Source organism: Bradyrhizobium sp. ORS 86 (assembly GCF_045571475.1).
GTDB lineage: Bacteria > Pseudomonadota > Alphaproteobacteria > Rhizobiales > Xanthobacteraceae > Bradyrhizobium.
Genome location: NZ_CP120700.1, coordinates 78,039 through 101,436 on the forward strand (window position 1 = coordinate 78,039; position 23,398 = coordinate 101,436).

The following is a 23,398-nucleotide window of genomic DNA, read 5'->3' on the forward strand; positions in this document are numbered from 1 at the left end:
GAAGGAGAGCCAAGCCAACAATCAAAAAATAACAATTAAACCGGGTGCAGTATAATCGTCGGAAACCTAGAGGTCAGCCAAATTGCTGACTATGACGTTCTGTATCGCCTCGTTGGTTAATCGAACAGGGATGGTGCTCTAAATTCCCTCCCTGTCTGAGTATAGTCGACAATCCGAAATGATTAAACCCTCAGTTGTGGCTCCGGTACCCTGCCAGCGCGCTTTGACATTGTCCTGCGCCATGCCTGATGAAATCGCTATCGTTTGCGGGTCTTGTCCCTCCATTGGCGCTCGGTTCATCACATCAGGGAGTGCTCCTGACTTCAAAATGCGAGCCGGGTTTCCTCCGACAACGCAATGTGGCGGAACGCTCTTGGTGACCACACTGCCTGGACCGATGATCGCGCCGTCTCCAATTTCGATACCGCCGACAATGATCGCCTGTGGTCCGAGCCATACATCGTCGCCGATCACGGGGTAGTGGGTCTCGCGACCCTCGGCTGTGATCTTGTCTTTGCGTCCGATAACAACCCCGTTGAACAGCGTTACATTCGAACCGAGGATGGCGTCCCTGTTTACGACAAGGCCCCATCCGTGCACGATAGTTAGCCCGGGACCAGCGCGTAGGACGGATGGCATATCGATCCCAGCCTTGGCTTGGGCGAAACGGTGGAATAGCCGCGCGATCAGGTTAAGTAGAGGCCTCGAGCCGGCGGTCGCCTGACAGAGCCGTAGCGTCAGGATAGGTCGGAAGCTTCGGTTAAGGGCCCCCAGCACCAAGATCGAGCTGATCGATGCTGGTCTGCCCTTGATGCGATATGCGTCTGCCTTGATGTTGGTCCAGAATGAACCCATCAGCATTATTTCCGGGATACAAGAGGGGTCAAAAGCCGCCTGACCACGTTACTGGTCAGAACGTCCGACCCGCTTGCCACGCTCAACTTCGGTGACCGGGTCTTGGCAACTAGAGTTTGGTCGAATAGAGCTGCGTATGCCTTGAGCAGCTTCGGAGCTTCGTGTGGCCAGGCGAGCTGGTTGATCACACGATCCCGTCCGAATTCGCCCAAGCGCCGGCGGCGCTCGGGGTCGCCGAGCAAGTCGAGGATCTTGCTGGCAAAGTCGACTGGATCGTTTGGCCTCGCGTAAAGCGACGCCTCCTGCGCCGTATACCGACCCTCAGTAAGGTCAAATTGGACGATCGGTTTGGCGAGAGCCATGTATTCCATGATCTTGTTCATGGTCGACTTGTCGTTCATCGGATTGAATTCATCCGAGTTCACGCAGACGTCGGCGGTATTCAGAATACGGAGAAGTTGCTCATCGGGAACTCGTCCCGCAAACGTCACGTAGTCGTCGACGCCAAGTTCAACGGCAAGTGCCTTGAGCCGCTCCAGCTCAGGGCCGCCGCCGGCTATGCAAAACTGCACGTCGTTGCGCTTGAGATCGTAAACGATGTGACGAGCCGCCGCGAGCAGATAGTCAATGCCCTCCTGCGCTCCAAGCACTCCGACATAGCCAACGCAGAAGGTGCGACCCTTCCTTAGCGAGGGAGTCGGAGCGACAATTCGGAGCCGTTCCAGGTTCGGGCCAGATCGTACGACGAAAACGCGTGCCGGATCCATGCGGCCCCGCTCGATAGCAATGCTGCGATACGAATTGTTGGTCGCGATGGAAATATCCGAGATCGCAAACGTTAGGCGCTCAAGTGCGGTGACAACTCGATAGAGCAGATTTCGCTTGCCGAATTTCGCCTCAAACAGCTCCGGATTGATGTCGTGATGGTCGAAGACAAACTTCTTTCCCAGGAATATTTTGAAGAAACCGCCCACTAGGAAGATGAGGTCGGGAGGATTACACGCATGAATGGTGTCAAATCCCCGCTCGAAGAGTACCCGCCAAGCCAGCAGAAACTCCCAGAACAGTGCAACTGCGTACTCCACAAAATAGAAGTACATGTTGCGGGCTTCGATGACCGGATGTCGATAGATATGCACGCCGTCGATAACTTCACGACGGGCGGATGCGCCGTGTCCAACGGGGCAGATGACGCTGACCTCATATCCAGCATTGACTAAGGTCGTGGCTTCATTCCAGACCCGGCGATCGAAGGGCACCGGAAGGTTCTCGACAATGATCAGGATCCGCTTCGGAAGCGTCGCTTTACCAGCTGATGCCATTGTAGTTTCCATTCAACCGTCGGTGGTCTTTGATACGCACGAGGTCAACCACGTACTGGGTCGGCAGAACGCGATCGGCGATCGCGCGAAACTCAGGATCCGCATTGCCGATGACGACGATCTCCCCGTGTGAAAGAGCCTCGTCGAGCGATTCGACTAGCAGCGACGATACGTGCGGAATCATTCGCAGCAGATAGTCTTTGTTTGCTCCGACAAGCTTGGACAGATTGATGTTTCGATCATAGATGCGAACGTCATAACCCTTTCCGATCAGCCGTTCGACTATTTCGAGTATGGGACTTTCGCGCAGGTCGTCCGTTCCTGCCTTGAAGCTCATGCCCAGGATGCTCACGGGCCGCTTCCCTAGCTGAGCAATCATTTCGAAGCCGCGGCTGGTCTGCTTCTCGTTGGATGGCAGAATTGATCCAAGGAGCGGAAGATCAAGATCGAGCGAGCGAGCTTTGTGGGTGAGCGCGCGCACGTCCTTCGGCAGACACGATCCGCCGAACGAGAAACCAGGCTTCAGATAGTAACTTGACAAGTTGAGCTTGGAATCTCTGCAGAAGATATCCATCACCTCATGACTATCGATAGTGAGACTCTTGCAGAGCACCCCGATCTCATTGGCAAAGGCGACTTTCACGGCGTGCCACACGTTATCAGAATACTTGATCATCTCAGCAACCTCGATCGAGGTGCGGATTAGTGGGGCTTCGATGGCGCCGTAGAGGGCTTCCAGATTGGCGGCCGTCCGTTCGTCCTCAACACCAAGCACGGTCTTGGGGGGCGCGATAAAGTCGTCCAGCGCCGTGCCTTCACGCAGAAATTCGGGATTCGATCCGACGCCGAAATCGACGCCGGCCTTCTTGCCGCTGGCTTTCTCGAGTGTCGGGATGACCACATTTCGTATCGTGCCCGGCAATACAGTGGATCGCACGATGACTGAATGATGTGATTGTTTCTCACGCAGCGAGGTGCCGATCTCGGTGCAAACCTGGTTGAGCGCGGTGGTATCCAGGTCGCCGTTTCGTTTGCTGGGCGTGCCGACACAGATAAGTGATAGGTCGGTGGCGAGTACAGCATCACGAGCATCATTCGTTGCTCGCAAAGCCCCCCTTGCAACGGCCTCGGAGATTGTCTGGTCCAGCCCCTTTTCGATCACCGGGGCTTTACCTTGATTGATAAGGGCAACTTTGGTGTCGGCTGGGTCTACGCCGACTACCGAATGACCGAACGAGCTGAGACAGCCGGAGGTGACTGCGCCGACGTAGCCTAGCCCAAAAACACTAACTCTCATGCTTTTAATATCACTGTAAAAAGGAAAAGGATGGAACTAATGGATCGGAATTGTTGCTTTGAAGAGTGTACTGCGTTTAAACGAGGTCGATCCATATAATTACATAAAAATGATTAACTGGGCAAACATTTAATGGCGGCCGGCGCCGGCGGTGCGGGCCGCGCTTGCCCCTAGCCGCCTTGTTCAAAGGCCAGCGGCTTTCTTCCAGATTTCGGTCAGGCGGGTCGTGTAGGTTCCGATTTCATATTTGGTTGCGTGGTCAACTTTGGCCGCGGCGCCGAGCGCGGTCCGGAGTGATCGATCGGCTATCAGCCTGCGAAGGGCGGACGAGAGTGCATCCACGTTCCCGGTCGGCACAAGCAGACCGTTTGAGCCGTCGCGGACTACATCGGAGACTGCGCCAACAGGCGTAGCAACGACGGCAAGACCGAAGGCAAACGCCTCGAGAATGGACATTGGCAAATTCTCGGCGAAGGACGGCAGGACAAATATGTCCGAGCTCCGCAGCACATCGTTGGTTGCCGCCGCGTCCAGCCAGCCTGGCACCTTCACGCGGTCGATGATGCCAAGCTGTTCGGCTCGGGCCTTGGTTTCTTCGATCTGTCCGTTTCCGGCTATCGTGGCTGTCCAGTCCTGACGATCGGCGAGAAGTCCCAATGCTTCTATCAGTTGGGGGGTACCCTTACGTTGACCGAGCTCCCCGAGGAAGGAGATTCTGGCGCGTCCATCTGGAGCCGGCTCGTGACCAATGCACGCTGGCGCCGTTGCGTTGGGAAGTACAACGATCTTGTCCTCGATGCCTGGGACATGAGCGCGAACCAGTTCGGACCAGACATTTCCCAACACGATCACGGCCGAGCTCTCGGCAAACATGCGGTCGACCCATCTACGCGTGCGCGGTCCTGCAGACGGCCAGAATTGTTGAAATCGGGATCCATGAAGATGAACGATGTACGGAATTCCAAGTGCTTGGGCAAAGCGCGCAAGAATGGCCTTTCGGACGGCGCTCCCTCCCGCAGCGACGTTAATGTGCAGGAGATCGACGTGGCCACTGCGCTTGGCGGTCCAGAGTGCCGATAATGCCTGCGCAAATACGACGGGCGAGGCCAATAATGCTCCAGGCCCCCTGGTGACCAGCCGGGAAATCATAAGGTCCCCATGGCTGGCGCGGACATCTTCAACGATGAGGTCGGTCAGGCGATCGATCCCGCCCCTTTGATGTTCACCGAATGGAGTCGCAATCAAAATTCGAAACGGCCGTGTTTTTGTCATTTACAATGCCTGCCAAATCGAAAAGGCTCTGATATTGGTCAGTTTAGGATATCTGTAGTGCCACGAAATTGATGCCCGCAAAATAACGGAGAATGGCTGACGGTTAATCCATACGATCCGGAGCTGTGGCCGGGGAAAGGTCTACCCGGCCCACGGCGCCGTTAATCTCAAGAGCAAATGTGCCTCATCCTGGCGGTTTTGATGTACTTCGATATAATCCGAACTGATATACTTTAGCTATAATCTAAATTTTGGAGCGGCGCGATGCTGTCGAACCCTGCCTCTCTCATTGAACTAGATTGGGCTCATTTCGATCCTTGGGCGGTCATGCCCGTGACTCATAGGATTTCAGATCATCCGAGGCTTCAGATAGAGGAATTGGTCGAACTGGCTAAGCGCTTGGAGAGCAAAGGCCGCATCAGGGCGCATACAAATGCCGCAGAGGCCGGGACCTCCTTCAGCAACGCGCCTGATTTGCATCCCGTGAAGCAGCCTTTGGTGCGAACGATGGAACATATCGCGGCGGCGCAGGCGTGGATGTCCCTGCTGAACGTGCAGACCGATCCGATTTACCGCGAGCTGGTGGACGAGGTGCTAGATAGCGTCCAACCTAACGTCGAGTTGAAGGATCCCGGGATGAGCTATCGCGGCGGCTGGATCTTTGTCAGCTCGCCGAAAACCGTCACTCCTTTCCACGTCGACAAGGAGCACAATTTCATCCTTCAGATCAAGGGACAGAAAACGATCTACGTTTGGGAGCCCGACGATGTGCGGGTGGTCAGCGATCGAGCACGCGACCGATTTCACTCGCGACACGACCGAAGCCTGATCACTTGGCGGGAGGAGTTTCGGAAACTCGCACACTGCTTCAAGGTTGGTCCGGGGCAGGGAGCTTACATGCCGTCCACAAGTCCGCACCTGGTTGAGGTCGGCGACGAACCCTCAATTACGGTAAGCTTCACGTACTATACCGATAGTACTCGCCGCGATAGCTTGATCCACAAGATCCGCGGACGGCTGTCAGAGTTGGGCCTCGATATTCCTTCCGCCCAGGGCAAGGGCGTGTTCAACAACGGTCTGTACTTCGGCGCGCGTGCGGCCCGGGCGGCCACGCGCGCGGTCTATCGTGCCACTGGACGGCGGGTCGGCGAGGAGAATGCTGTCTACGCCCGGGCAGAAAACGCCTGAATGAAGCTAGATGCAGAAGCCGCAGTTGCGGCATTACGCGCCGATCGGCGGATCCCGCCCGTCCGCGGCTACGGATCAGACGCTGCACGCAATTGTCATGAGCCATCAATCGAACCCTGGGTTCGCTATTAGTACGTTGTGAGACTGCAAAAGATGAATCTTTGGGACGAGGCTCGCCGTGAACTGGATGCGTGGGCGGACGCGAGTTTAAAGGCCAGGTTGTGGGTTCGCGACGACGACGCGTTCGAGGTGTCCGAGAATCTGGTTCGGTTGCGCGACGTTGCTGCAAAATTCGATACGAGGATCGGGCTGGCGATCATTCCAGGCAAGATCGCACCAGGGTTGTGCGAGTTCATCAGCGATAATCCGGGACAGTTCTATCCGATGTGTCACGGTTGGAAACACATCAACTATAACAGCGGTAAGAGGCCCGCCGAATTTGGGCCCGATCGCCCGATCTCAGACATGATCAGCGATGCGGAGTTCGCTTTACGGTTGTTCAAAGAGCACTTTGGCACGTCGAAGCCCATCTTCGTGCCCCCGTTCAATCGGATCGCGCCCGCCCTGACCAAAGCTCTGCCGAGCATCGGATTTTTCGGAGTGTCTCTCATGCCGAACGAATTGGAGCGGATGCTCCTGCGGATCGGCTCGTGTATGCCGTGGAACGCTGCAATCAGGCTTCCTCATTTCAAGGGCAGCCCTCGGATTGACGTTCACGTCGACCTCATCGACTGGAGCGCAAGGACGGCGCAGGGTGCCAGGGTTGTCGCCGATCAACTCGTTCAGCATTTGCGAGGCAGACGCTTGGGCATTCGATCGCCCCATACGCCGATCGGTCTGCTGACCCATCATTTGGCGCACAACGAGCCGGTGTGGCGTGCAGTCGACGACGTGCTCGGCTTTCTGAGGTCGCATGACGCTGTAGAATTCATCGATGTCGGCGAGTGGATTAACGAATGCGCGCCCGGTCCCGTCGTCGCGGATGTTGGCGACCAGAGGGGTGCTGTGAGCCGAAGGGGCTAGCCGGAGACGCGTCCGCCTTGCAGTTGGCGCGAATTCGAGTGACGGAGGAGTTCGATTTGGCTGTGCACTATCGAGACGCAGAGCTGAGGCTGGTCGGCGGCAAGCAAGCCGTCGAATTGCGAGCCAGGCCCGCGCGCGGAGCGGTCGATATCTGGCGGCTGCGCTTCGCTGATGGTGAGCTGGCCGAGCGCGGTTGGCAGATGATGACCGACGACGAGCGTGGGCGGGCCGACGCGTTTCGCTTTGCTGCTGATCGAGAACGCTTCTGTCAAAGCAGGCTTTTGCTGCGGATGGTGCTGGGCGGTTATCTCGGGATTGAGCCTGCCGGCGTCGCTATAAAAGTCGATGAGAACGGCAAACCGGCAGTGGACGGGCCGAGCGACGGCCGATTGCACTTCAATCTGGCTCACAGCAAATCGACGGCATTGCTGGCTGTCACGATCGACCAACCGGTAGGGGTCGATGTGGAGGATAGCGATGGGGTGAGAATTCCCGACATTGGCTCGTTAGCCGAGAGCGTGATGAGCGAACGCGAGCTCGAGGTGATCTCTGAACTTGAAGGCGAGAGCCGATTGCATTGCTTCCTTCGATGTTGGACCCGCAAGGAGGCATTGGTGAAAGCTATGGGCGTTGGGCTTTCAGTAAAGCTTGACGCGTTCACGGTCCCCTTGGACCGCGCTGGTGCTTGGGAGATGCAATGGCGTTCGGACGAGGCGTCCGAGGAAAAGATGATTCAGATAATGGACTTATCCGAGGGAAGCGTATTTTCCGCGGTTGCGGCTTCAAATTTGACGGGAGGAGTCCAGACGTTCGAGTTCGTCGAGGGGACGCGAACATCTCGACATGATGCCAATATGCTGATGATATGAGCCTCGTTCAACCCGTGCAAAAGCGGTTCGGGATACTTCTGTTGGTAGAGCTTGGGAGTGACTAGTGCCCACCAAACGCTTCGCGCGGCAGATTGACGAAATTTGGAATGCGGCGTCGGACGAATGAGGAATTTTGAACGCCCGATTTTGGCGACGGAGGTCGGTCCTGGTCCGCGTCGTCTGATGCCAAGTTGATGATGGCGCCGGCAATGAGTGCAGCTACGCCCTGTGTTCTGATCGTGTCCACTAAGCGGTGGCCTATCCCCGCGCGTGTCGCGTTGGCGCTAGCGAATGCGGGATTCGCGGTCGCCGCGATTTCGCCAAGGAGAGGGTTTGTTTCCCAGACGCGAGCGGTCTATCGACACTTCCACTATCGCCCGGGAGCGCGTGCGAGCTCAATCGTTCGGGCGATCCAGGAATGTACGCCGGAGCTCTTGATCTGCACCGATGATCCGTCCGTCAAGGAACTGCACCGTATCCATGCGAAGTGCGGGAATGGTCCACAGACAAACCACGCGAAGATGATCTGTCGTTTGATCGAAAGATCGCTTGGGGCACCCGACGGCTTCGAGATCGTGGAGAGAAAGGCTGAATTGCTGCGGTTGGCCGCGGCGCTCGGAGTTCGCTGCCCAAAGACAATCTCGGTTGCGCATGAGGGATGCGACGAGGTCCTCGAGAGAGTCCGTTACCCCATTTTGGTTAAGGCGGATGGATCGTGGGGAGGCAAGCTTGTACGTATCGTCGAGGATCCTGAACAGGCAAAGACCGCAATCCGCGTATTCCGGTTGCCGAGCGGTTGGCCGACGGCCCTGAGAGAGTTTATCGGGAGGTGGACCTGGCTTTCGGCAGCTCCTTCGCGAGCGAGAGACGGAGCCGGCGTGTGTCTGCAGGAGTTTGTCAGTGGCTGGCCTGCGAACCGGGCTGTGTTGTGCTGGCATGGCCGTGTGCTCGCGGGGATAAGCGTACGGGTGCATAAGACAGTGTACACCTTTGGACCTGCCTCCACGGTCGAGATCGTCGACTTGCCCGAGATGACGAAGACCGTTGAAACACTTGTACGTCGATTGAAGCTGTCCGGATTGATCGGATTTGACTTCGTTCTCGATTCGGAGAACCGCGCATGGTTTATCGAGATGAACCCGCGAGTTACTCCGGCCTGTTATTTGCGGGGAGGAGCAGCGGATCTAGCTGCCATGCTCTACGCACAGATGACTGGCAAGCCGTCACCATTGCAGGGTTGCGACGAGGAGATGCGCGGGCTGATTGCTCTCTTCCCGCAGGAGATACAGAGGTCGGGGACATACGGGTTCGGGGCGGCCCAGATTGATGTTCCTTGGGATGATCCTCAGTTGGTTCTCGCGCTATTGAAGTCCGCAATGAAGATGGGCTTTGTGAAGAGACTAGGAATGAGACGCCAGAATCGACAAAGCCGTCTGACAGAGCAGAGCAAGGACTCATATCCGGAGCAACCCGGGCGTGCGAGTTGATTTAAGTGGTCAGCGTCGCTGACCGGTTGTTGTTACGTAAGCGTTTTCGTTGTCCAAGTTTTCTGATCCAAGGGTTACCCAATGAATTCATACTCTCCGGTTGTGATTGTCGGCTGCGGTCCGTACGGTCTGTCGCTCGCCGCGCATTTGCGCGCAAGGGGGATTGAGTTCCGAATTTTTGGGAAACCGATGGACTTCTGGAAGCGGCAAATGCCGCGTGGCATGTACTTGAAGTCCGACGGCTTTGCATCCGACCTGTACGCTCCTAACGATGGTTTCACGCTGAAGCACTTTTGTGCCAAGCAAGGCATTGCCTACGCGGACATCGGAATACCAGTCGGTCTGGAGACGTTCGTATCCTATGGGCTTGCATTCAAGGATGCGATGGTGACCGAGCTGGATGAGAGACACGTGGCCAGTATCGCGCGCGATCCGAGAGGATTTTCTGTTACCCTGGAAGATGGCGAGGTTGTAACGGCCGGGCGCGTCGTGGTGGCCGTTGGCATCTCCTATTTCCCGTATGTCCCTCCTGCCCTCGCAGGCCTTCCGTCCGAACTTCTGACCCACAGTTCGGAACACCACGATTTGACGTGCTTTCGGTCACGAGACGTCGTGGTCGTTGGTGGGGGCTCGTCGGCCACAGACATCACCGCGTTGCTCTACGACCTCGGCGCGAATGTGCAGATGATTGCGCGACGAGACAAGCTGAACTTCAACGAGGAACCAGACTCGATCAGGGAGTTCTCCAGATCGACGTGGCAGCAAATCAGGAAGCCCATGAGCGGAATCGGTCCAGGTTGGCGTTACAAGCTATATGGCGACGCGCCTTGGCTGTTTCGTCAACTGCCCCGCACTCTGCGCCACAGGGTGGTTCGGAGGTCGCATGGACCGGCCGGAGCCTGGTTTATACGAAAGAAGGTGGAGAATGGTCCACGCCTGCTTCTTGGGAGCATTTTGGAGCGAGCCGAACGTCAAGGGGATCGGATCAGGCTCGAGCTGCGAGCGGCTGACGGCGCAAGGCTGAAGGTCGAGCCGCAACACATTATTGCCGCGACCGGCTACAAGCTCGATGTTCAAAGGCTGCCGTTCCTTAGCCAGGAAATCAGGGCTCGATTGAAGACCGCTGCTGGAACTCCAGTACTCTCTAGAGAATTTCAAGCGTCCATTCCCGGTCTCTACTTTCTGGGCACCCTATCAGCCAACTGCTTTGGTCCGGTCATGCGTTTTGCATTCGGAGCCGGCTATGCAGCCCGACGCCTGACACAAGCACTAGGCCAGCAGCGAACGCTGGCGCATCAGCCGGCTCATTGAGGGCTTAGGCGCCGCTGATGTCATCGTGGCCCGTTGATGCCTCCCGAGCGCAGGCCGATGGCGCGGGCTCCAGAAGTGACCGAGGTGACCCGCTTTCCAGGAGCCATCTTCCACGTTGACTTGCGACCTTTGGTGAGAGGCAGAGCATGCAAAACGCACAAAAGACGTTTTCCGCAGCCGCGGTATCCATTGTTGCGGTTTTGTCGTTGACTTGCATTTCCCTGGCCCAAGACCCGCAACGGACAGGCTGGCGACCGATTGCTGGTTCGAAAGCTCCTATCAACATCCGGGGCATCAACTATGTGCCCGAATCCGCCATGAGTGATTGGAGTATTGGTCGATCGACAGCAAGTGCGACGGATATCACGCGGTTCGAGGTCCGTGCCGGGGATGAATGGGCGGAGGATCGCGAGTCCGGTGAAAACAAGGAACGTTCTGAACTGGATGGTTACAAGCGCAGATTTCCCCACGGCGCCGATATTTGGGGCGCTTACGCATTGTTCATCGAGCCCGGTGCCGACTATCAGTCAGACTGGACGGCAATCAGCCAGATGCATGGGTCCAAGATCAGGCCCTTTCACATACATTTCAAACGGGGGCGACTGATCATTTACAGCGAGGCCGCTAGTCCGCGCCCAGCGACGAATGTGCGATACAGCGGGCCATTGAACCGCAATCAGTGGCACAATCTCGTATTCCATTTGCGTGAGGGTGGGGCCGATGGCGGTCAGTTAGACGTCTGGCTCGACGGCAACAAGATTGTTCAATTCGTTGGAGCCATCGGTGCAACTGGCAACGAGGCCTATTGGAAGTTCGGAATCTATCGCGGTTACGGTCCGATCGCGACGCCGTTCGCCATTCAGTTCGCCAACATGGAAATTGGCACGACCGACCTCACTTCAAGGATAACCGCGCCCTTGCCCGTCAAATAGCATCACGTCAGCCACGAGTTAGCTCAGGCCGAAACGTGATCGTGAAGGCAGAGAGAGCATCAAGCACCGCTGTCCATATCGCTGGACCAGGCCGCATGATCTCCTAAGTCTACAGTCCGGCCGGAATTGGTTGTGTTACGATGGTTGCTCCCGTACCCGTGCTCAAGGCTTTTATGGAGTTCGCAAGTGTGACTGGATCCTGAGCTGTTGCCACGATCGTCCGAATGTAATTCATGAACTTTGTGGATTCGACCGAGGCAGCGTTCGAGACGTAGAGCACATCCTTATTGTGCATCTCGAACCTGGAGGTGAGGAAATAGCCCCCGGGATCCCTCAAATCGACTTGATAAATGATCGGGATAACCGGCCCATCGAACTGCGAAACATCGACCCCCATGAGTGACGCGACCTCGCGCGTTTCCCCGCGATAGACGAAGACCGCTGCAGGATCGGCCGTGAGGTCGCTTAGGCCAGTGGCCTTTGCAATCGCCTCAGAAAGGGAAACGCGCCACGCTTCGAACGGGAATTGACCCTGACGACCTGACGCGCCAAAGGCGACGAACGTTTGCGGTTCGCGAAACACGTAAATCACGTCGCGCGGTCGGACATATATATTGTTTGCCGGCTCATCGATAAGGGCGCCAAAGGGAGTCGCGGCCTTCTTGCCGCCTCTCTCAAGGACGACCCACGATTCATTGCCTGCCCCCACCAGTCCGGCTGCCCGCCCTATCGCCTCCAGAATACGTTCGCCACCGGGATTGACCGGGAAACGACCCGCGCTGCGCACGTCACCCAGAACCGTGAACGCCGATGAGCGTTGATCGAGCAGAGTGACGACAACGCTGGGTGCAAGCGCGCGGTTCTTCAGGGCACTGACAATGGCGCGCTCGATCTCGGCTATGGTGCGCCCTTTGGCAGGTATGGAGCCCGCCGACGGGACCGTAATGTTGCCGTCGACGCCCACCGCCTGGGGTGGAACGGTGAAGAAATTGCCGGGGCGCACCCCCGTTTCGTTCTGAACAAAAAGGCCGGCGCCCGTTTCGTAGACAGTCACACCCACAATGTCGCCGATACCTACAACGACCGTCTGGGGCCCCCGCTGGTCGGCGATCCTGCCTGCAATCCGTGGGGCATGGGCAGCGAGAACGTTGAGGACCTCAGGCCTTAAGCGCACGAGGGCATAGGGAACGTTGCTCTGACCGGACGCAATATCCCAGCTCTGCGGTCCGGCAACCGGCGTAACCCCGCACCCACCGAGTGCCAAAGCAATTAGCGCAGTCAAAAATCCAAGGCGGAAACCCATGCCCCTCACCCCCAATTGCAACTCCGCTCTACCACGGCGCCGCGTCGGAGTAGGATGGCAGGGAGCTGAAAATTTAATATTTTCAAATGGGTGTTTCCCGAAAAGCACACTAAAACCTAGCTTCGCGGCCCGCCTGAGCCGATCCCGTGGCGAAGGCGGCCTCTGGCTCGGTTGCAGGCCAGAACGAGGCCTATCCGTTGACCCTAGCTGATTCGGGTAAATGCTCCGCTAGTGGCGATCTTCGTTGAGCGCCCGTTATGCTGCGGCGCACCTAGTCAGACTGGTGTTGGAATGGACTGCCTCCGGTTATGCATCAGCCTTGTTGGGTTAGGTCCGGCAAGGTGTCGGCGGCGGCGAAGTGGGCGGATTGAACTCCACCAGGAGTCGTGAGTTCAGTCGAACAAGCCACGAGGCGGCCGGAATGGAGCTATCGTCGCGAACAGCTTGACTGTGTTCTCGAGCGACTGATCGTGCTCAGATTCCGACCAACTGAATGATCTTGCTGCGGATCGGGTCGGCCGGAGGATTGCGCTTCCTGAGTAGGCCAAGGACAAATCCCACTGCAGAAAGATGCCAGGTAAGCACGCTGAAAAAGCCCAAATTGAGCGACCTTGTCCGGATCGCCATCACCGCCACGGGCGCCACAAGTGCAGTCAAGAGCACCGCGACCGGGGCCGTCAATGTGGCAGCCAAGATCGAGCACGCCCAATAGGCCCAGACGCCGATCGAGAGCGGCACGATGCGGACTTCTCTGAGTAGCCGCGATAGATATCGGCCAGGCAGTGCTGCGCGAAACAACTCCCCCGCGCTCAGAAATCGACCGCTCAGAATGCGGTGCCACAGCAATCGCCACGTTCCCATCGCATAGCTATAGTGATCGACGGCCCTGTCCTCCAGCAGCACAAGGCGCCAGCCCTTCGTTCTAAGCCGTGCTCCGAGATCATACTCCTCAAAAGCGTGGAGGTTTCGATCAGAGAAGTAACCCACTTCCGAAATCGCGGTGCGCCGATAAAGACCGCCTCCGTTGAGGCAATCAACATCCAGAAGGTTCTTTCTGCGTGCACGCTGGAATCGCTTGATGCGGCCCTGAAGCTCGAGATTGTCGGCTCGCATCTCCTGAATGTATCCGCCAACGCCCGCTACGGTCAGTTCACAGTCCAGAATTGACACTGCCTTGCGGAGGAATTCAGCATCGAGCTCCATGTCGCCATCAAGGACGTAGACGTATTCACCGGAGCTGTGCTGATAGCCCAATTGGGGTCCGACACCGCATCTTCGCTCGGAAGCCTCTTCCAACACGACGACCGATGTCGGGAACTCTTTTGCAATTGCGACTGTATTGTCCGTCGAAGCGCTGTCGGCAACAACGACCTCGCCCTTCCAATCCTCGACCGCAGCAAGCGCGCTTTTCGTGGCTCTTGCAATATTCGCCTGTTCGTTAAGCGTCTTGATAATGATACTGACCTTGACCATGGGCTAATTCTCTTACCCCCGCGAGGCAGGGCTGAAATAGTAGTCGCGAAGCCTTTATCCGAGATACATTGAACGACCAACATATCAAGCGATCTAGCGCAATGTGCTTTATGAAGCCGCCCCGGTGCTACTCTCGGTCACGAGCGGCCTCGCTGCTGGTGCCGAACGCCTGTCGCTCCACTGCGGAAAAACTCGAGCCACGAACCGTCGGTCCGATCCACAGGACGTCAGTTCGGCCCCCGACTTTCCCTCCGCGATAAAGGCCCTGCTTGACGTAGATTCGTTGACCGGAAGGAACAGCCGCGATCCCCTGAAGTGTCAACTTGAACCGATCGTTTCCTTCGTCGCGCCGCCAAATCACATAGGTTCCGGAAGTCCAATCCACTTCAAAAATGAAATCGGTCCACTTGCCTAAACTTACCAGCCCTCCATCCGATAGTCTCACATTATTAAATGTGTATGTCGGGGGTTCATCAATTGTCCGCTGCGCGGCAGCGAGGCTGCCCCACCCGTAGAATTGCCAGACATAGGACCAACTGTTGCACGCATTCTGATGCTCGGTTGCGCAGTCGATGGGCGAAAATGCCGACCAGGGTAGCTGTTGTCCGTTCCAGTTGGTCGGAAAGTAGTAGCTTGTAGCGTAGTACTGAGTGCCGCTCGCTACGCCTTCCCTGATTTCCCTGCCGTCGCTGTCCTGCATCGAAAACATTTCAGCGCGTTCACTGTTCGCATTCAGTGCAAGCGGATCGTCATGCGGCTGGACTTCAACGCGAACGGCCATATCGCCGTGACTCGTCCGAAAGCCGTCGGGATGGATGCGACAGTCGTCTACGGCCTGACGACCGTACCAGCCGCCGGTCTGGATCCGGTTCCAGTCCGTCGCAAACGTGATGCCCTCCGGCAGAGATCTGTTCGGCGCAAGTCGATCGACCACACGTCGACCGGCACTTACTGAACTCGGACACAGTTTGATGGGAATCGGAGCGGCAGAGCGGATCGAGCGTCCGACCTTTTCGCCTGCCTGCACCCGAGCATCGTTTACTATCGCGAACGCAGCAACGAGAATCAGGAAGCAAGTGCATTTCGGCCAAATCGGCTCAAGCATTTTGTGAAACCCGCGGCGAACCAAAACCCGGAGCCGTGGCTCTCGAGCGAAATGTCGCTCTCTCGACTGGATGCGGCGGCTCTTTCCTCCATTGCGTGCGGAGCCATCCGTGAGCCCTCGGCAAATGGTGGCAGCAACCCCATGGGTTTGGCTCGCTGGCAGTGGTTCGGACATCGGGTTGGTTAATTAATTATTTGCGCGCCGTCGGTTTTTTGCCTATAGTTCTAAAATACGTTAACTAGCATTTAAATCAATATTCCCGAATTAGCGATTGTTGTCTGCTTATTTATCTGGTGCTGATTTGACAGACAGTTTTGACGTTCGCGACGATGTTGATCGGCTCGGGGTGGCATCGGCGGGATCGCCACTGCGTATATCTGAAGACGCAATCCCCTATCTATTATCTACGGCAGATCTGTTTACCATACTGCTATCTAGTGTCGGAGCTGGGAGCAGCTATCAGTTCCTGACCGGCCACGGTCTACCCAATCTGCTGCCGTACTGCGCAATCGGTATCCTTGCAGGGCTACTCTACGTTCTCCGAATGGGAGGCAGGGGGCATTATAGTTTCCTGGACGCTATGAGCCCGCGCCTTGGCACCGGCGAGATCATTTCTTGCTGGTGTGTCACGGCGTTGCTGCTGGTCCTACTTGCATTTCTTCTCAAGATTGGTCCCGATTATTCACGAGGAGCGTTCGTCGTCTTCTGTTTTTTGGCGCCAATGTCTCTGTTCGTTGCTCGATACCTCTCGAAGATCATCCTCAGGGAAGCGGTGTCGCGTAGAGCGGTTGGAAGGCGGCACGCGGTTGTCGTCGGCATGCCCAATGAGATCGCAAGCTTAAGAAGCCAGCGATTATTGGCGCGATTCTGGGCGGGAGAAGTTAAGAGCTTTACGCTGAGCGACGCAGACCCCTCCGTGTCGGCATCTGCTGATGCTGCGGTTATGACGTCAACTATTGATTTCGTGAGGCGTCATGATTGTCGAGAAATTCTGCTTGCGCTGCCTTGGACAGACACGACGCGTCTTGAGTTCGTTCGCAATCACATAAGAGTGCTTCCGGTCGCCGCGCAGCTGCTGCCAGATGTCAGTGTTCGATCGCTGGCGAGTAATCGATCATCCGAGTGCGTTCGGTCGCTGGCGATCAATGTCCAGAGTGCTCCTCTTAGTGAGGCTCAACGATTCGTGAAGCGCATTATCGACATTGTCTTGGCGCTGCTGGCACTTGTATTTTTCTCACCAATTATGGCCGTAACCGCCATCGCCATAAAGATGGATAGTCCCGGTCCAGTTATCTTCAGGCAGGATCGTAAAGGCTTCAACGGCAGGCGCTTCACCATATTCAAATTCCGGACCATGACGGTTCAGGAAAATGGCGCAGCGGTCGCTCAGGCGACGCGTGACGATCCCCGCGTGACGGAAATCGGACGCATATTGCGATCAACCAGTTTCGATGAGCTACCTCAGTTATTCAATGTGCTGATGGGCACCATGTCTATGGTTGGACCTCGCCCCCACGCCCTGGCTCATGATGTCCAGTTCGAGAGCATGCTACGCGACTATGCGGTTCGCCAGAACGTCAAGCCGGGCATTACGGGTTGGGCCCAGTGCAACGGTGCGAGGGGGGCCACTCCTTCAATCGACAAAATTGCAGAAAGGGTTCGGCTGGACCTTTGGTACGTCAACAACTGGAGCCTGAGGCTGGATATCCAAATCCTGGCCAAAACCTTCGTTGAAGTGATCAAGCAGCGCAACGCGTACTAGCAATGGTGTGCCTGCTCGCATGAACCTTACCCGAAAGGAAGCTGGCCGGATGTCCTAGGCCCCTACTCTCGGGGCGTACGATCGGCGGCGATTCAGCGCATCTCTTAAGGAGAGAATGGAGGCGATCGGGTGGACACTCATTGCCGGAGGAGTGGCCTCTCTTTGCAGTGGGCTTTTCTTTCTCCGTCCGGCCGTTGGCAGCCGTGCATCTGTGCCGTCGTTCGAGACAAGCCAATCCGAACTCGTGGGATATCTGGATGAACTGCGAAGGCAGCACGAGGTGAGCCCACGGAAGTGACCACGTCTGAGATGCGATGCGTCCGCCGAGCATGGATCACTACCGGCTGAAACAGGACATCTCTCTCTCAGCTTACCCGCAGCGGGCGTGAAACGTTCGGCTACCCAGGATCTCTAAGCGGCACCACAGTCATCGATAGAATGGCCGCCGGCTGTCATTTGGTTACCTCATTCGAACCCAATGCCCCTTTTGCTTGCAATGATCGCTCTCCGATCCACCCCGTTTGGGTCAATGGAGGGATTGAGCCCGTTTGATCGGCGGGCGCCGGCGACAAGCAGCCTCGGCAGATGATGAGAATCCTTTTCAACCTTTCGTCGGCAGCTCGATTCATTGCATCCAGTGCGGCGCCCCACTCCTTGGAATAAGGTTTCAGCTTGGCCAAATCCTCATCGGTGGGAACGTGCTCGGTCGGCCTCACAACCGCGGGGACTGCATCCACCTTCTGCACGGGCTCCGCATGTTTTCTGACCAAGGAAGCGCGCCGAACGGGTGGCCGGCCAAGGGCGTCCGAATGTGTCGCGGTGACCAGTGTTGGTCTATAGACCGCTGGGCCCCTGCAGCAGGCACCAAGATCCAACGCAATCGCGACGAGGAGCAGGAACAATCGCGTCATCGGCGGCAAATTGCCCAATAGTCAGCTAATCTCGCGTAAAGGTTTAGGGAAATAGGGTTAATACTGGCTTACCAGCGGTCATTCCGGGGCCAGCGTGATGAAAAGGCCTTAAACTGCTAGGGGGTTTATTGGCGACGGTGCGAGGAACCGGTCTAGCGGGCTGCCCCAATGGCTGGACCTGGACGCGTATGCTTCGCCAAATATAGGATTATTTGCTCAAGGTTCAGTTCCAGCGAATGCTGCGAACGAACCGAATGTTCTCGTTGACGTTGGAGCCGCGCCTTGAGAACCGCATCGAATTCGTGGGCAAGGTGGACGCGCCTAGCAATCCGCTCGAAAATCGTGGTCCGAAACGCGTGAAGGTGACGCTTGCAAAAAGCTAGGGGTACAGCGTCTCACGCCTAGTAACAGAATAACTGATCACCATAGCGCTGGCACGAGCGACCATCGCTGAAAATGGTCGTGTTGCCATATGTCTGCGCCGTCGTGCCGTTGCTGAAGTAGGTGGTATTCCCATAGCTTTGGAAGCTCGTGCCGTCACTATTATAGGTGGTGCTGCCAAACCGCTGGGAGACGTCGCCGTTGCTCCAATAAGTGGTGGCTCCATTGCCGTTGGCCGACAAGCCGCTCCCACATTGAGCCTGGCCGGCCGCGAACTGGCAGTTCTGAGCCTGAGCAGACGATGTCCACATCAGAAGTGCAATCACAAGGTATCGCATAGCCACGCCCTCGCTTGGAGGACAAAGTCTACACCCCTGCGCGGAATTTGCCAGACTCTTCGTTGCCGCCCTGCCCGCTTCGAGCGAATTTCGCAATCGAAATGAACTATACGAGTTAACTGACCCCATCGCGACAATAGCCGTTAGCTCGACGCCACGCGGACCGGCGAAGGAATCATTGTCGAGCAATGGACCTTCTTGCTTACTTGAAACGGAGTTACTGAGTGGCACCGGGGTCCTCGCCCTCGATGATCCCATCGACTTCTCCTACTAGTTACACGATAAGCGATTGCGCCACTAGGTCGCATACACGCGCTCAGCGGAACGTGAGACCTGTGTGTTTTTCACCAATTGGCATTATCGGATGATAATTTCTCCAGGGGTCATGGTTTCTGTCTACATCTTTGCCGCACTTGGCGCGTTCGAGCAGATGTCGGAACTACTTGGACTGACGCTCCTCACCTTCATGCCGCTGGGCGGCATCTCGGTTCCTCTGGAAGCGATTATTGCTGAAGGAGTCCCCAGGACCCTTTGGCCATTCGCTGCTGCAAGTTCGCTGCCTGCATTTCGCGGAGAGGTGACGACGACAAAGTCGCGTTCGAAGGTTCGGGTCTTGCACTATATGGGCACAAATTTCGGTATGACCGGTGTCGAGACGTTCATCCTGCAGCTCTGCGCGGCCCAGAAGCGCGCGGGTCTCATTCCGTCGATTGTGATGGACTTGAGCAATCGACAAGACGTGCGCACCATCGCGAACGATCTCGGCATTTGCGTGTACGACCTCCCTTCCGAACGGCCGTTCGAACATCGATTTCTCCGCAAGCTTGGCACCGCAATCCTGCGGGCGCGGCGGATCCATGTGCTGCGTCGGATGCTCGGACAGAACGACGTTCTTCACATCCAGGCGGTTGGGATTTCCTGCCTAGACGGCTTCATCGCGGCTGCACTGGCGCGGACCCGCGTCGTGGTCACCCATCACGGAACGTTGAGCTGGTTCGAGCCTCAATGGGACTTGCTCGCCGACATCACCTTGTGGATTGAGAAGCGGATAGCTTCGACCATTGCTATGCCGTACGCTGCCGCGACGGCAGAACTTTGCCGGGAGGGTATTTCGCCCGATCGCGCAAAGGTGATTCCGTTCTGTGTCGACGAGCAGTTGTTCTCGGGAGTCGCGCCTGCGCCTTCCACCGGGGAACTCACCCTTGTGCTGGTCGCCCGGATGGTCGAAGGAAAAGGGCACGTCGACTTGCTTGCAGCGTTGGCAAAGCTGACGCCTAGTTATCCCAGACTTCGCGCAGTCTTTATCGGTGATGGGCCGATCCGCACTCGGATTGAAGCAGAAATCGACCGTCTCGGCTTGCGTCAAACTGTCGACTGCACGGGCAAAGTTGATCATCGCGAGGTGCCGGCATTGCTGCGACGAGCTCATGTCGTCGTGTTGCCGAGCTATGAGGCCGGTGAGATGTTCCCACTCTGTCTCCTCGAAGGCATGGCGCTAGGGTTGCCGGCGATCGGATCACGATGGTCAGGAATTCCGGACATCATAGAAGACGGTGTGACAGGCATCATCGTCGAGCCACGCGACGAACGCGATTTGGTGCGAGCAATAGAGCGTTTCCTCAGCGATCCCGACTTTCTCGCGCGAGCACGAAAAGGTGCGCTCGAACGGGTGCGCTCTCGCTTTACCGCGACAGCGATCGCAGAGAGCTATGCGGTCTGCTATCGAACCGCGTTATCGATCTAGAATATCGGCTTTCGAAGGGTTGGAGCGGCGGCAAAGCTTCGCCATTTCTGGCCGCCCAGTGCTAAGCCGCGTCGTAGGCCCCTTCCCCCTTTGGGGGGCAGGGTCGACGTTCACGTCAATACTCTTTCGGCGAGCCGCGCCATCCAGCGCAAGATGGAACTATCCGACAACCTACCCGCTATGCGGATGGCACGCCACGGTGCTACGATTTATCAAAAGCCACGCTCGGAATGCCGATCCTTATGCGTTAGTGGCGGGCGCGGCTTGATCGAGTAGACGATCCGCCAATTGATTTGGTGGCGAGAGCCGATGAGCAGTGCGTGAACCGTGCTGATGGCACGACTTGCTCCAGGGATTGCATTGCCTTGCCAGCAATCGACGCCAATCGCTGTTTCGTTTTGCCCAATGGCCGAAGAAAGGTCGTAATCGTGGAACGGGCTAATCCATTAGGGGTAGCTGACGGCGCATTGAACGAACCGGTAATTTAATCGCAGATAGTCAAGTTCCAGAAAACAATTAGCCGTTTTGGCTCGGTGACAAATGTTGCAGTGCGTCGATTTCACAGTGGTCATTCCTACGTTCCGCCGGCCAACTGAACTTCGTGAAGCCATTTCAAGTGTGCTTGAGCAACGCGAGGTAGAGGTTGAGATCATTGTGGTTGACGACAGTCCGGAGCGGTCCGCGGAAAAGGTCGTCGAGAGCATGAACGAACCGCGGATTACCTATCTCGCCAACCCCAAACCTTCCGGCGGATTTCCGAGCGCCGTTAGAAATTTGGGTTGGCCTCACGGACGGGGGGAATTCGTGCACTTTCTCGACGACGACGATGTCGTCCCCCACGGCCACTATGCGGCCGTCAAGAGCGCATTTACCCAACACCCCGATATCGGTGTTGTTTTCTGCCGAATTGACCCCTTCGGCGATTGCGCTTCTGAGCAACTGGAACATGAGCGAGCCTACTTTCGGAAAGCAGCTAAGCTCGCTTCCTTTTGCAAGCGGCTTCGCTCGCGCCGAGCCTTCGTGGCATGTCTTATGTTCCATTGGGCTTTATTGGTTTGCGGCGCCGGCGTCATGCGCCGCCGATGCCTCGAGCAGCTCGGCGGATTTGATCGCCGGCTTCGTCTGCGCGAGGACGTTGACCTCTACGCAAGAGCCATGCGACAATTTGACGTGTGCTTCCTCGAGCAAGTTGGACTTAAATATCGAATTGGAAGCCCGTCGCTCATGCACGCGCCTGTGCTTGCACAGAGGGATCTTGATGATCTTCGCGCGGCGCAAACCTACACCAATGCGACGTACAAGTCGGTGTGGGGTAGTCTCGAATTTTACACGTTAAAGATATTTGCTCGCACGGTATTGAAATTCATATAAGCCCGAAATTCGAATGATAGAAACAACGACGTTGGTGGTCAATCGACTGTCACATTCAACGGCCTTCCAGCACCTTTGGCAGGAGTGGGAAGACCTTGATCGCAAGCTCACTCCGCGCACACCGTTCACCTCGCCGATCTGGAATCAACTGTGGTGGAAGCATTTCTCTCGTGCCGGCATGATGAGGCTGGATGAGTTCTTCCTTCATGAGGTTCGTACCGCGAATGGAGAACTTGTCGCGGTTGCCCCACTGATGCGGACTTACGAACCAGGCGTCGGTCCGTTGCGTATGTCCAAGATACAGTTCTTCGGGACGGACCCTAGTCTCACCGAAATCCGGGGTCTCGTCTGTGACGTCCGACACCAGGACGCAGTGCTCCGCGCTCTGGTGAGGCACTTTAGCGAGACAGAAAAAAACTGGGACCTGCTCAAATGGAGCGGCATTCGCGCTGAAGGGATCGGGCAGTTGTCGACTGCCAAACTGAAATCAGAGCGGCTGCTGCCCGACTACATCATAAAGCTGCCCAGTCGGTGGGAAGAGTTACATTCGACACTTTCCAACAATACCCGCAAAAGCATAAGGAAAGGATACGAGTTTCTTGAGCGCGATGGGCACCGCTTTGCTTTGCGTGCCGTGGGTTGTGAGGACATCGATGACGACAGTCTCCGCCGTTTCTTTCAGCTTCATCGTGCGCGCTCCTCCGCTGTCGACATGAAGCAACATCGCGACAATTTTCACACGACCCGAAGCCGAAAATTTCTCGATGAAGTAATCGGCGTGATGGCGTCGCGCGGATTGGTCCGCTTCTTCGAGCTCGAGGTCGATGGAAAGGCCGTTGCCTCCCGCATTGCTTTCGTGCTCGGGGGAGACCTCTATCTCTACTTCTCGGGATATGATCCGGACTGGAGGAAGTATGGCGTCATGACCACCCTCGTCGTCGAGATCATCAAGTGGGCGATTGAGCGAGGCTTCTCTCTGCTGAATCTCTCCACGGGTAGCGACCAGTCGAAGTTGCGCTGGCTTCCGACCGAAATCCTGTTTCACGACGTGGTTCAATCGACAGCGTCGATGCGTAGTCAGCTCGCACTTCGCTCCGAAGTCTGGCGGCGGGGTCGTCTCAAGTCCATGTTATGACACCGGCAGGTGACCGGTAGAACTGCGAGTGTTTCCGGAAGTGTTGAGGACCAACTGGTCCGCGCAAGCCGCTCGAGTGGTTCGCGGACAGAGCCGCAAGAAGTCACAGCTTCGCCCTAAAATCTTGCCAGAGTAAGGCTGCTGCTTGGAGTGTGGGGTGTCAGAACAATGGGCCAAACACACGCTTCGGAAGTCGTCTTGATCCGTGTTGCGACCGCAGATCGTGAAGTGCGGGTGTGGGCCGCGGCGATGCCGCGCGACGAGGCAATCGCTCGGGTGTTGACACTCGTTCCGGCCGGCGCAACCGCCGAGCTGGCGG

Annotated in this window: 18 protein-coding genes; 10 read left to right on the forward strand and 8 right to left on the reverse strand. The window is 56.8% G+C overall.

The annotated features are described in order from the left end of the window. Positions 1-138: 138 nt before the first annotated feature. The 4 genes from P6U25_RS35815 to P6U25_RS35830 all read right to left on the reverse strand — a co-directional run bounded on the left by P6U25_RS35815 (position 139) and on the right by P6U25_RS35830 (position 4,746). A complete protein-coding gene (locus P6U25_RS35815) occupies positions 139-855 on the reverse strand; it encodes a serine O-acetyltransferase (protein ID WP_407152759.1) in 717 nt (238 codons plus the stop codon). 5 nt (positions 856-860) lie between these two features. Then, the gene (locus tag P6U25_RS35820; protein WP_407152760.1) at positions 861-2,177 is read right to left on the reverse strand and encodes a glycosyltransferase family 4 protein; all 1,317 of its coding nucleotides are present in this window, start codon (positions 2,175-2,177) and stop codon (positions 861-863) included. Then, positions 2,161-3,474, reverse strand: a complete 1,314-nt coding sequence (locus tag P6U25_RS35825) for a nucleotide sugar dehydrogenase (RefSeq protein ID WP_407152761.1) — start codon at positions 3,472-3,474, stop codon at positions 2,161-2,163. Before P6U25_RS35825 ends, P6U25_RS35820 begins: the two co-directional genes overlap by 17 nt. Before the next feature lie 183 nt (positions 3,475-3,657). Next, the gene (locus P6U25_RS35830) at positions 3,658-4,746 is read right to left on the reverse strand and encodes a glycosyltransferase family 4 protein (RefSeq protein WP_407152762.1); all 1,089 of its coding nucleotides are present in this window, start codon (positions 4,744-4,746) and stop codon (positions 3,658-3,660) included. 264 nt (positions 4,747-5,010) lie between these two features. Here P6U25_RS35830 and P6U25_RS35835 point away from each other — a divergent pair, with 264 nt between their 5' ends. The 6 genes from P6U25_RS35835 to P6U25_RS35860 all read left to right on the forward strand — a co-directional run bounded on the left by P6U25_RS35835 (position 5,011) and on the right by P6U25_RS35860 (position 11,556). Continuing rightward, the gene (locus P6U25_RS35835) at positions 5,011-5,934 is read left to right on the forward strand and encodes a cupin-like domain-containing protein (RefSeq protein ID WP_407152763.1); all 924 of its coding nucleotides are present in this window, start codon (positions 5,011-5,013) and stop codon (positions 5,932-5,934) included. Between the two features lie 153 nt (positions 5,935-6,087). Then, positions 6,088-6,957, forward strand: a complete 870-nt coding sequence (locus P6U25_RS35840; protein ID WP_407152764.1) for a hypothetical protein — start codon at positions 6,088-6,090, stop codon at positions 6,955-6,957. 62 nt (positions 6,958-7,019) lie between these two features. Next, positions 7,020-7,826: a 4'-phosphopantetheinyl transferase family protein gene (locus P6U25_RS35845; protein WP_407152811.1), complete on the forward strand. Its 807-nt coding sequence runs from the start codon at positions 7,020-7,022 to the stop codon at positions 7,824-7,826. 533 nt (positions 7,827-8,359) lie between these two features. Continuing rightward, positions 8,360-9,313 carry an ATP-grasp domain-containing protein gene (locus P6U25_RS35850; protein ID WP_407152765.1) on the forward strand — a complete coding sequence of 318 codons (954 nt, stop codon included), beginning with the start codon at positions 8,360-8,362 and terminating at the stop codon, positions 9,311-9,313. A gap of 81 nt (positions 9,314-9,394) precedes the next feature. Further along, a complete protein-coding gene (locus tag P6U25_RS35855; RefSeq protein ID WP_407152766.1) occupies positions 9,395-10,624 on the forward strand; it encodes an NAD(P)-binding domain-containing protein in 1,230 nt (409 codons plus the stop codon). A gap of 146 nt (positions 10,625-10,770) precedes the next feature. Further along, complete coding sequence (locus P6U25_RS35860; protein ID WP_407152767.1) at positions 10,771-11,556, forward strand: heparin lyase I family protein; 786 nt, start codon at positions 10,771-10,773, stop codon at positions 11,554-11,556. Between the two features lie 109 nt (positions 11,557-11,665). On the opposite strand, the gene P6U25_RS35865 is transcribed toward P6U25_RS35860, so the two are convergent. From P6U25_RS35865 to P6U25_RS35875, 3 genes are all read right to left on the reverse strand, one after another. Continuing rightward, positions 11,666-12,859, reverse strand: a complete 1,194-nt coding sequence (locus P6U25_RS35865) for a polysaccharide biosynthesis/export family protein (protein WP_407152768.1) — start codon at positions 12,857-12,859, stop codon at positions 11,666-11,668. Positions 12,860-13,333: 474 nt separating this feature from the next. Then, a complete protein-coding gene (locus P6U25_RS35870) occupies positions 13,334-14,332 on the reverse strand; it encodes a glycosyltransferase (RefSeq protein ID WP_407152769.1) in 999 nt (332 codons plus the stop codon). Positions 14,333-14,459: 127 nt separating this feature from the next. Then, complete coding sequence (locus P6U25_RS35875) at positions 14,460-15,437, reverse strand: heparin lyase I family protein (protein WP_407152770.1); 978 nt, start codon at positions 15,435-15,437, stop codon at positions 14,460-14,462. A gap of 271 nt (positions 15,438-15,708) precedes the next feature. On the opposite strand from P6U25_RS35875, the gene P6U25_RS35880 reads away from it, so the two are divergent. Further along, positions 15,709-17,199 carry an undecaprenyl-phosphate glucose phosphotransferase gene (locus P6U25_RS35880; protein ID WP_407152771.1) on the forward strand — a complete coding sequence of 497 codons (1,491 nt, stop codon included), beginning with the start codon at positions 15,709-15,711 and terminating at the stop codon, positions 17,197-17,199. A gap of 1,312 nt (positions 17,200-18,511) precedes the next feature. Here the strand turns inward: P6U25_RS35880 and P6U25_RS35885 are convergent. Beyond that, positions 18,512-18,829, reverse strand: a complete 318-nt coding sequence (locus P6U25_RS35885; protein WP_407152772.1) for a hypothetical protein — start codon at positions 18,827-18,829, stop codon at positions 18,512-18,514. 385 nt (positions 18,830-19,214) lie between these two features. Here P6U25_RS35885 and P6U25_RS35890 point away from each other — a divergent pair, with 385 nt between their 5' ends. The 3 genes from P6U25_RS35890 (at position 19,215) to P6U25_RS35900 (ending at position 23,079) form a co-directional block, all read left to right on the forward strand. Beyond that, positions 19,215-20,573 carry a glycosyltransferase family 4 protein gene (locus P6U25_RS35890; RefSeq protein WP_407152773.1) on the forward strand — a complete coding sequence of 453 codons (1,359 nt, stop codon included), beginning with the start codon at positions 19,215-19,217 and terminating at the stop codon, positions 20,571-20,573. 540 nt (positions 20,574-21,113) lie between these two features. Continuing rightward, a complete protein-coding gene (locus P6U25_RS35895) occupies positions 21,114-21,944 on the forward strand; it encodes a glycosyltransferase family 2 protein (RefSeq protein ID WP_407152774.1) in 831 nt (276 codons plus the stop codon). A gap of 13 nt (positions 21,945-21,957) precedes the next feature. Beyond that, positions 21,958-23,079 (forward strand): GNAT family N-acetyltransferase, encoded by a 1,122-nt coding sequence (locus tag P6U25_RS35900; protein ID WP_407152775.1) that lies wholly within the window; start codon positions 21,958-21,960, stop codon positions 23,077-23,079. Positions 23,080-23,398: the final 319 nt, after the last annotated feature.

Bases quoted from the DNA above. Each gene is read 5' to 3' on its own strand.
- P6U25_RS35815 (WP_407152759.1), bottom strand. From the start codon at position 855: ATGGGTTCATTCTGGACCAACATCAAGGCAGACGCATATCGCATCAAG.
- P6U25_RS35855 (WP_407152766.1), top strand. From the start codon at position 9,395: ATGAATTCATACTCTCCGGTTGTGATTGTCGGCTGCGGTCCGTACGGT.
- P6U25_RS35885 (WP_407152772.1), bottom strand. From the start codon at position 18,829: ATGCGATACCTTGTGATTGCACTTCTGATGTGGACATCGTCTGCTCAG.
- P6U25_RS35895 (WP_407152774.1), top strand. From the start codon at position 21,114: ATGTTGCAGTGCGTCGATTTCACAGTGGTCATTCCTACGTTCCGCCGG.
- P6U25_RS35890 (WP_407152773.1), top strand. From the start codon at position 19,215: ATGGTTTCTGTCTACATCTTTGCCGCACTTGGCGCGTTCGAGCAGATG.
- P6U25_RS35870 (WP_407152769.1), bottom strand. From the start codon at position 14,332: ATGGTCAAGGTCAGTATCATTATCAAGACGCTTAACGAACAGGCGAAT.
- P6U25_RS35865 (WP_407152768.1), bottom strand. From the start codon at position 12,859: ATGGGTTTCCGCCTTGGATTTTTGACTGCGCTAATTGCTTTGGCACTC.
- P6U25_RS35875 (WP_407152770.1), bottom strand. From the start codon at position 15,437: ATGCTTGAGCCGATTTGGCCGAAATGCACTTGCTTCCTGATTCTCGTT.
- P6U25_RS35830 (WP_407152762.1), bottom strand. From the start codon at position 4,746: ATGACAAAAACACGGCCGTTTCGAATTTTGATTGCGACTCCATTCGGT.
- P6U25_RS35820 (WP_407152760.1), bottom strand. From the start codon at position 2,177: ATGGCATCAGCTGGTAAAGCGACGCTTCCGAAGCGGATCCTGATCATT.
- P6U25_RS35840 (WP_407152764.1), top strand. From the start codon at position 6,088: ATGAATCTTTGGGACGAGGCTCGCCGTGAACTGGATGCGTGGGCGGAC.
- P6U25_RS35825 (WP_407152761.1), bottom strand. From the start codon at position 3,474: ATGAGAGTTAGTGTTTTTGGGCTAGGCTACGTCGGCGCAGTCACCTCC.
- P6U25_RS35835 (WP_407152763.1), top strand. From the start codon at position 5,011: ATGCTGTCGAACCCTGCCTCTCTCATTGAACTAGATTGGGCTCATTTC.
- P6U25_RS35900 (WP_407152775.1), top strand. From the start codon at position 21,958: ATGATAGAAACAACGACGTTGGTGGTCAATCGACTGTCACATTCAACG.
- P6U25_RS35860 (WP_407152767.1), top strand. From the start codon at position 10,771: ATGCAAAACGCACAAAAGACGTTTTCCGCAGCCGCGGTATCCATTGTT.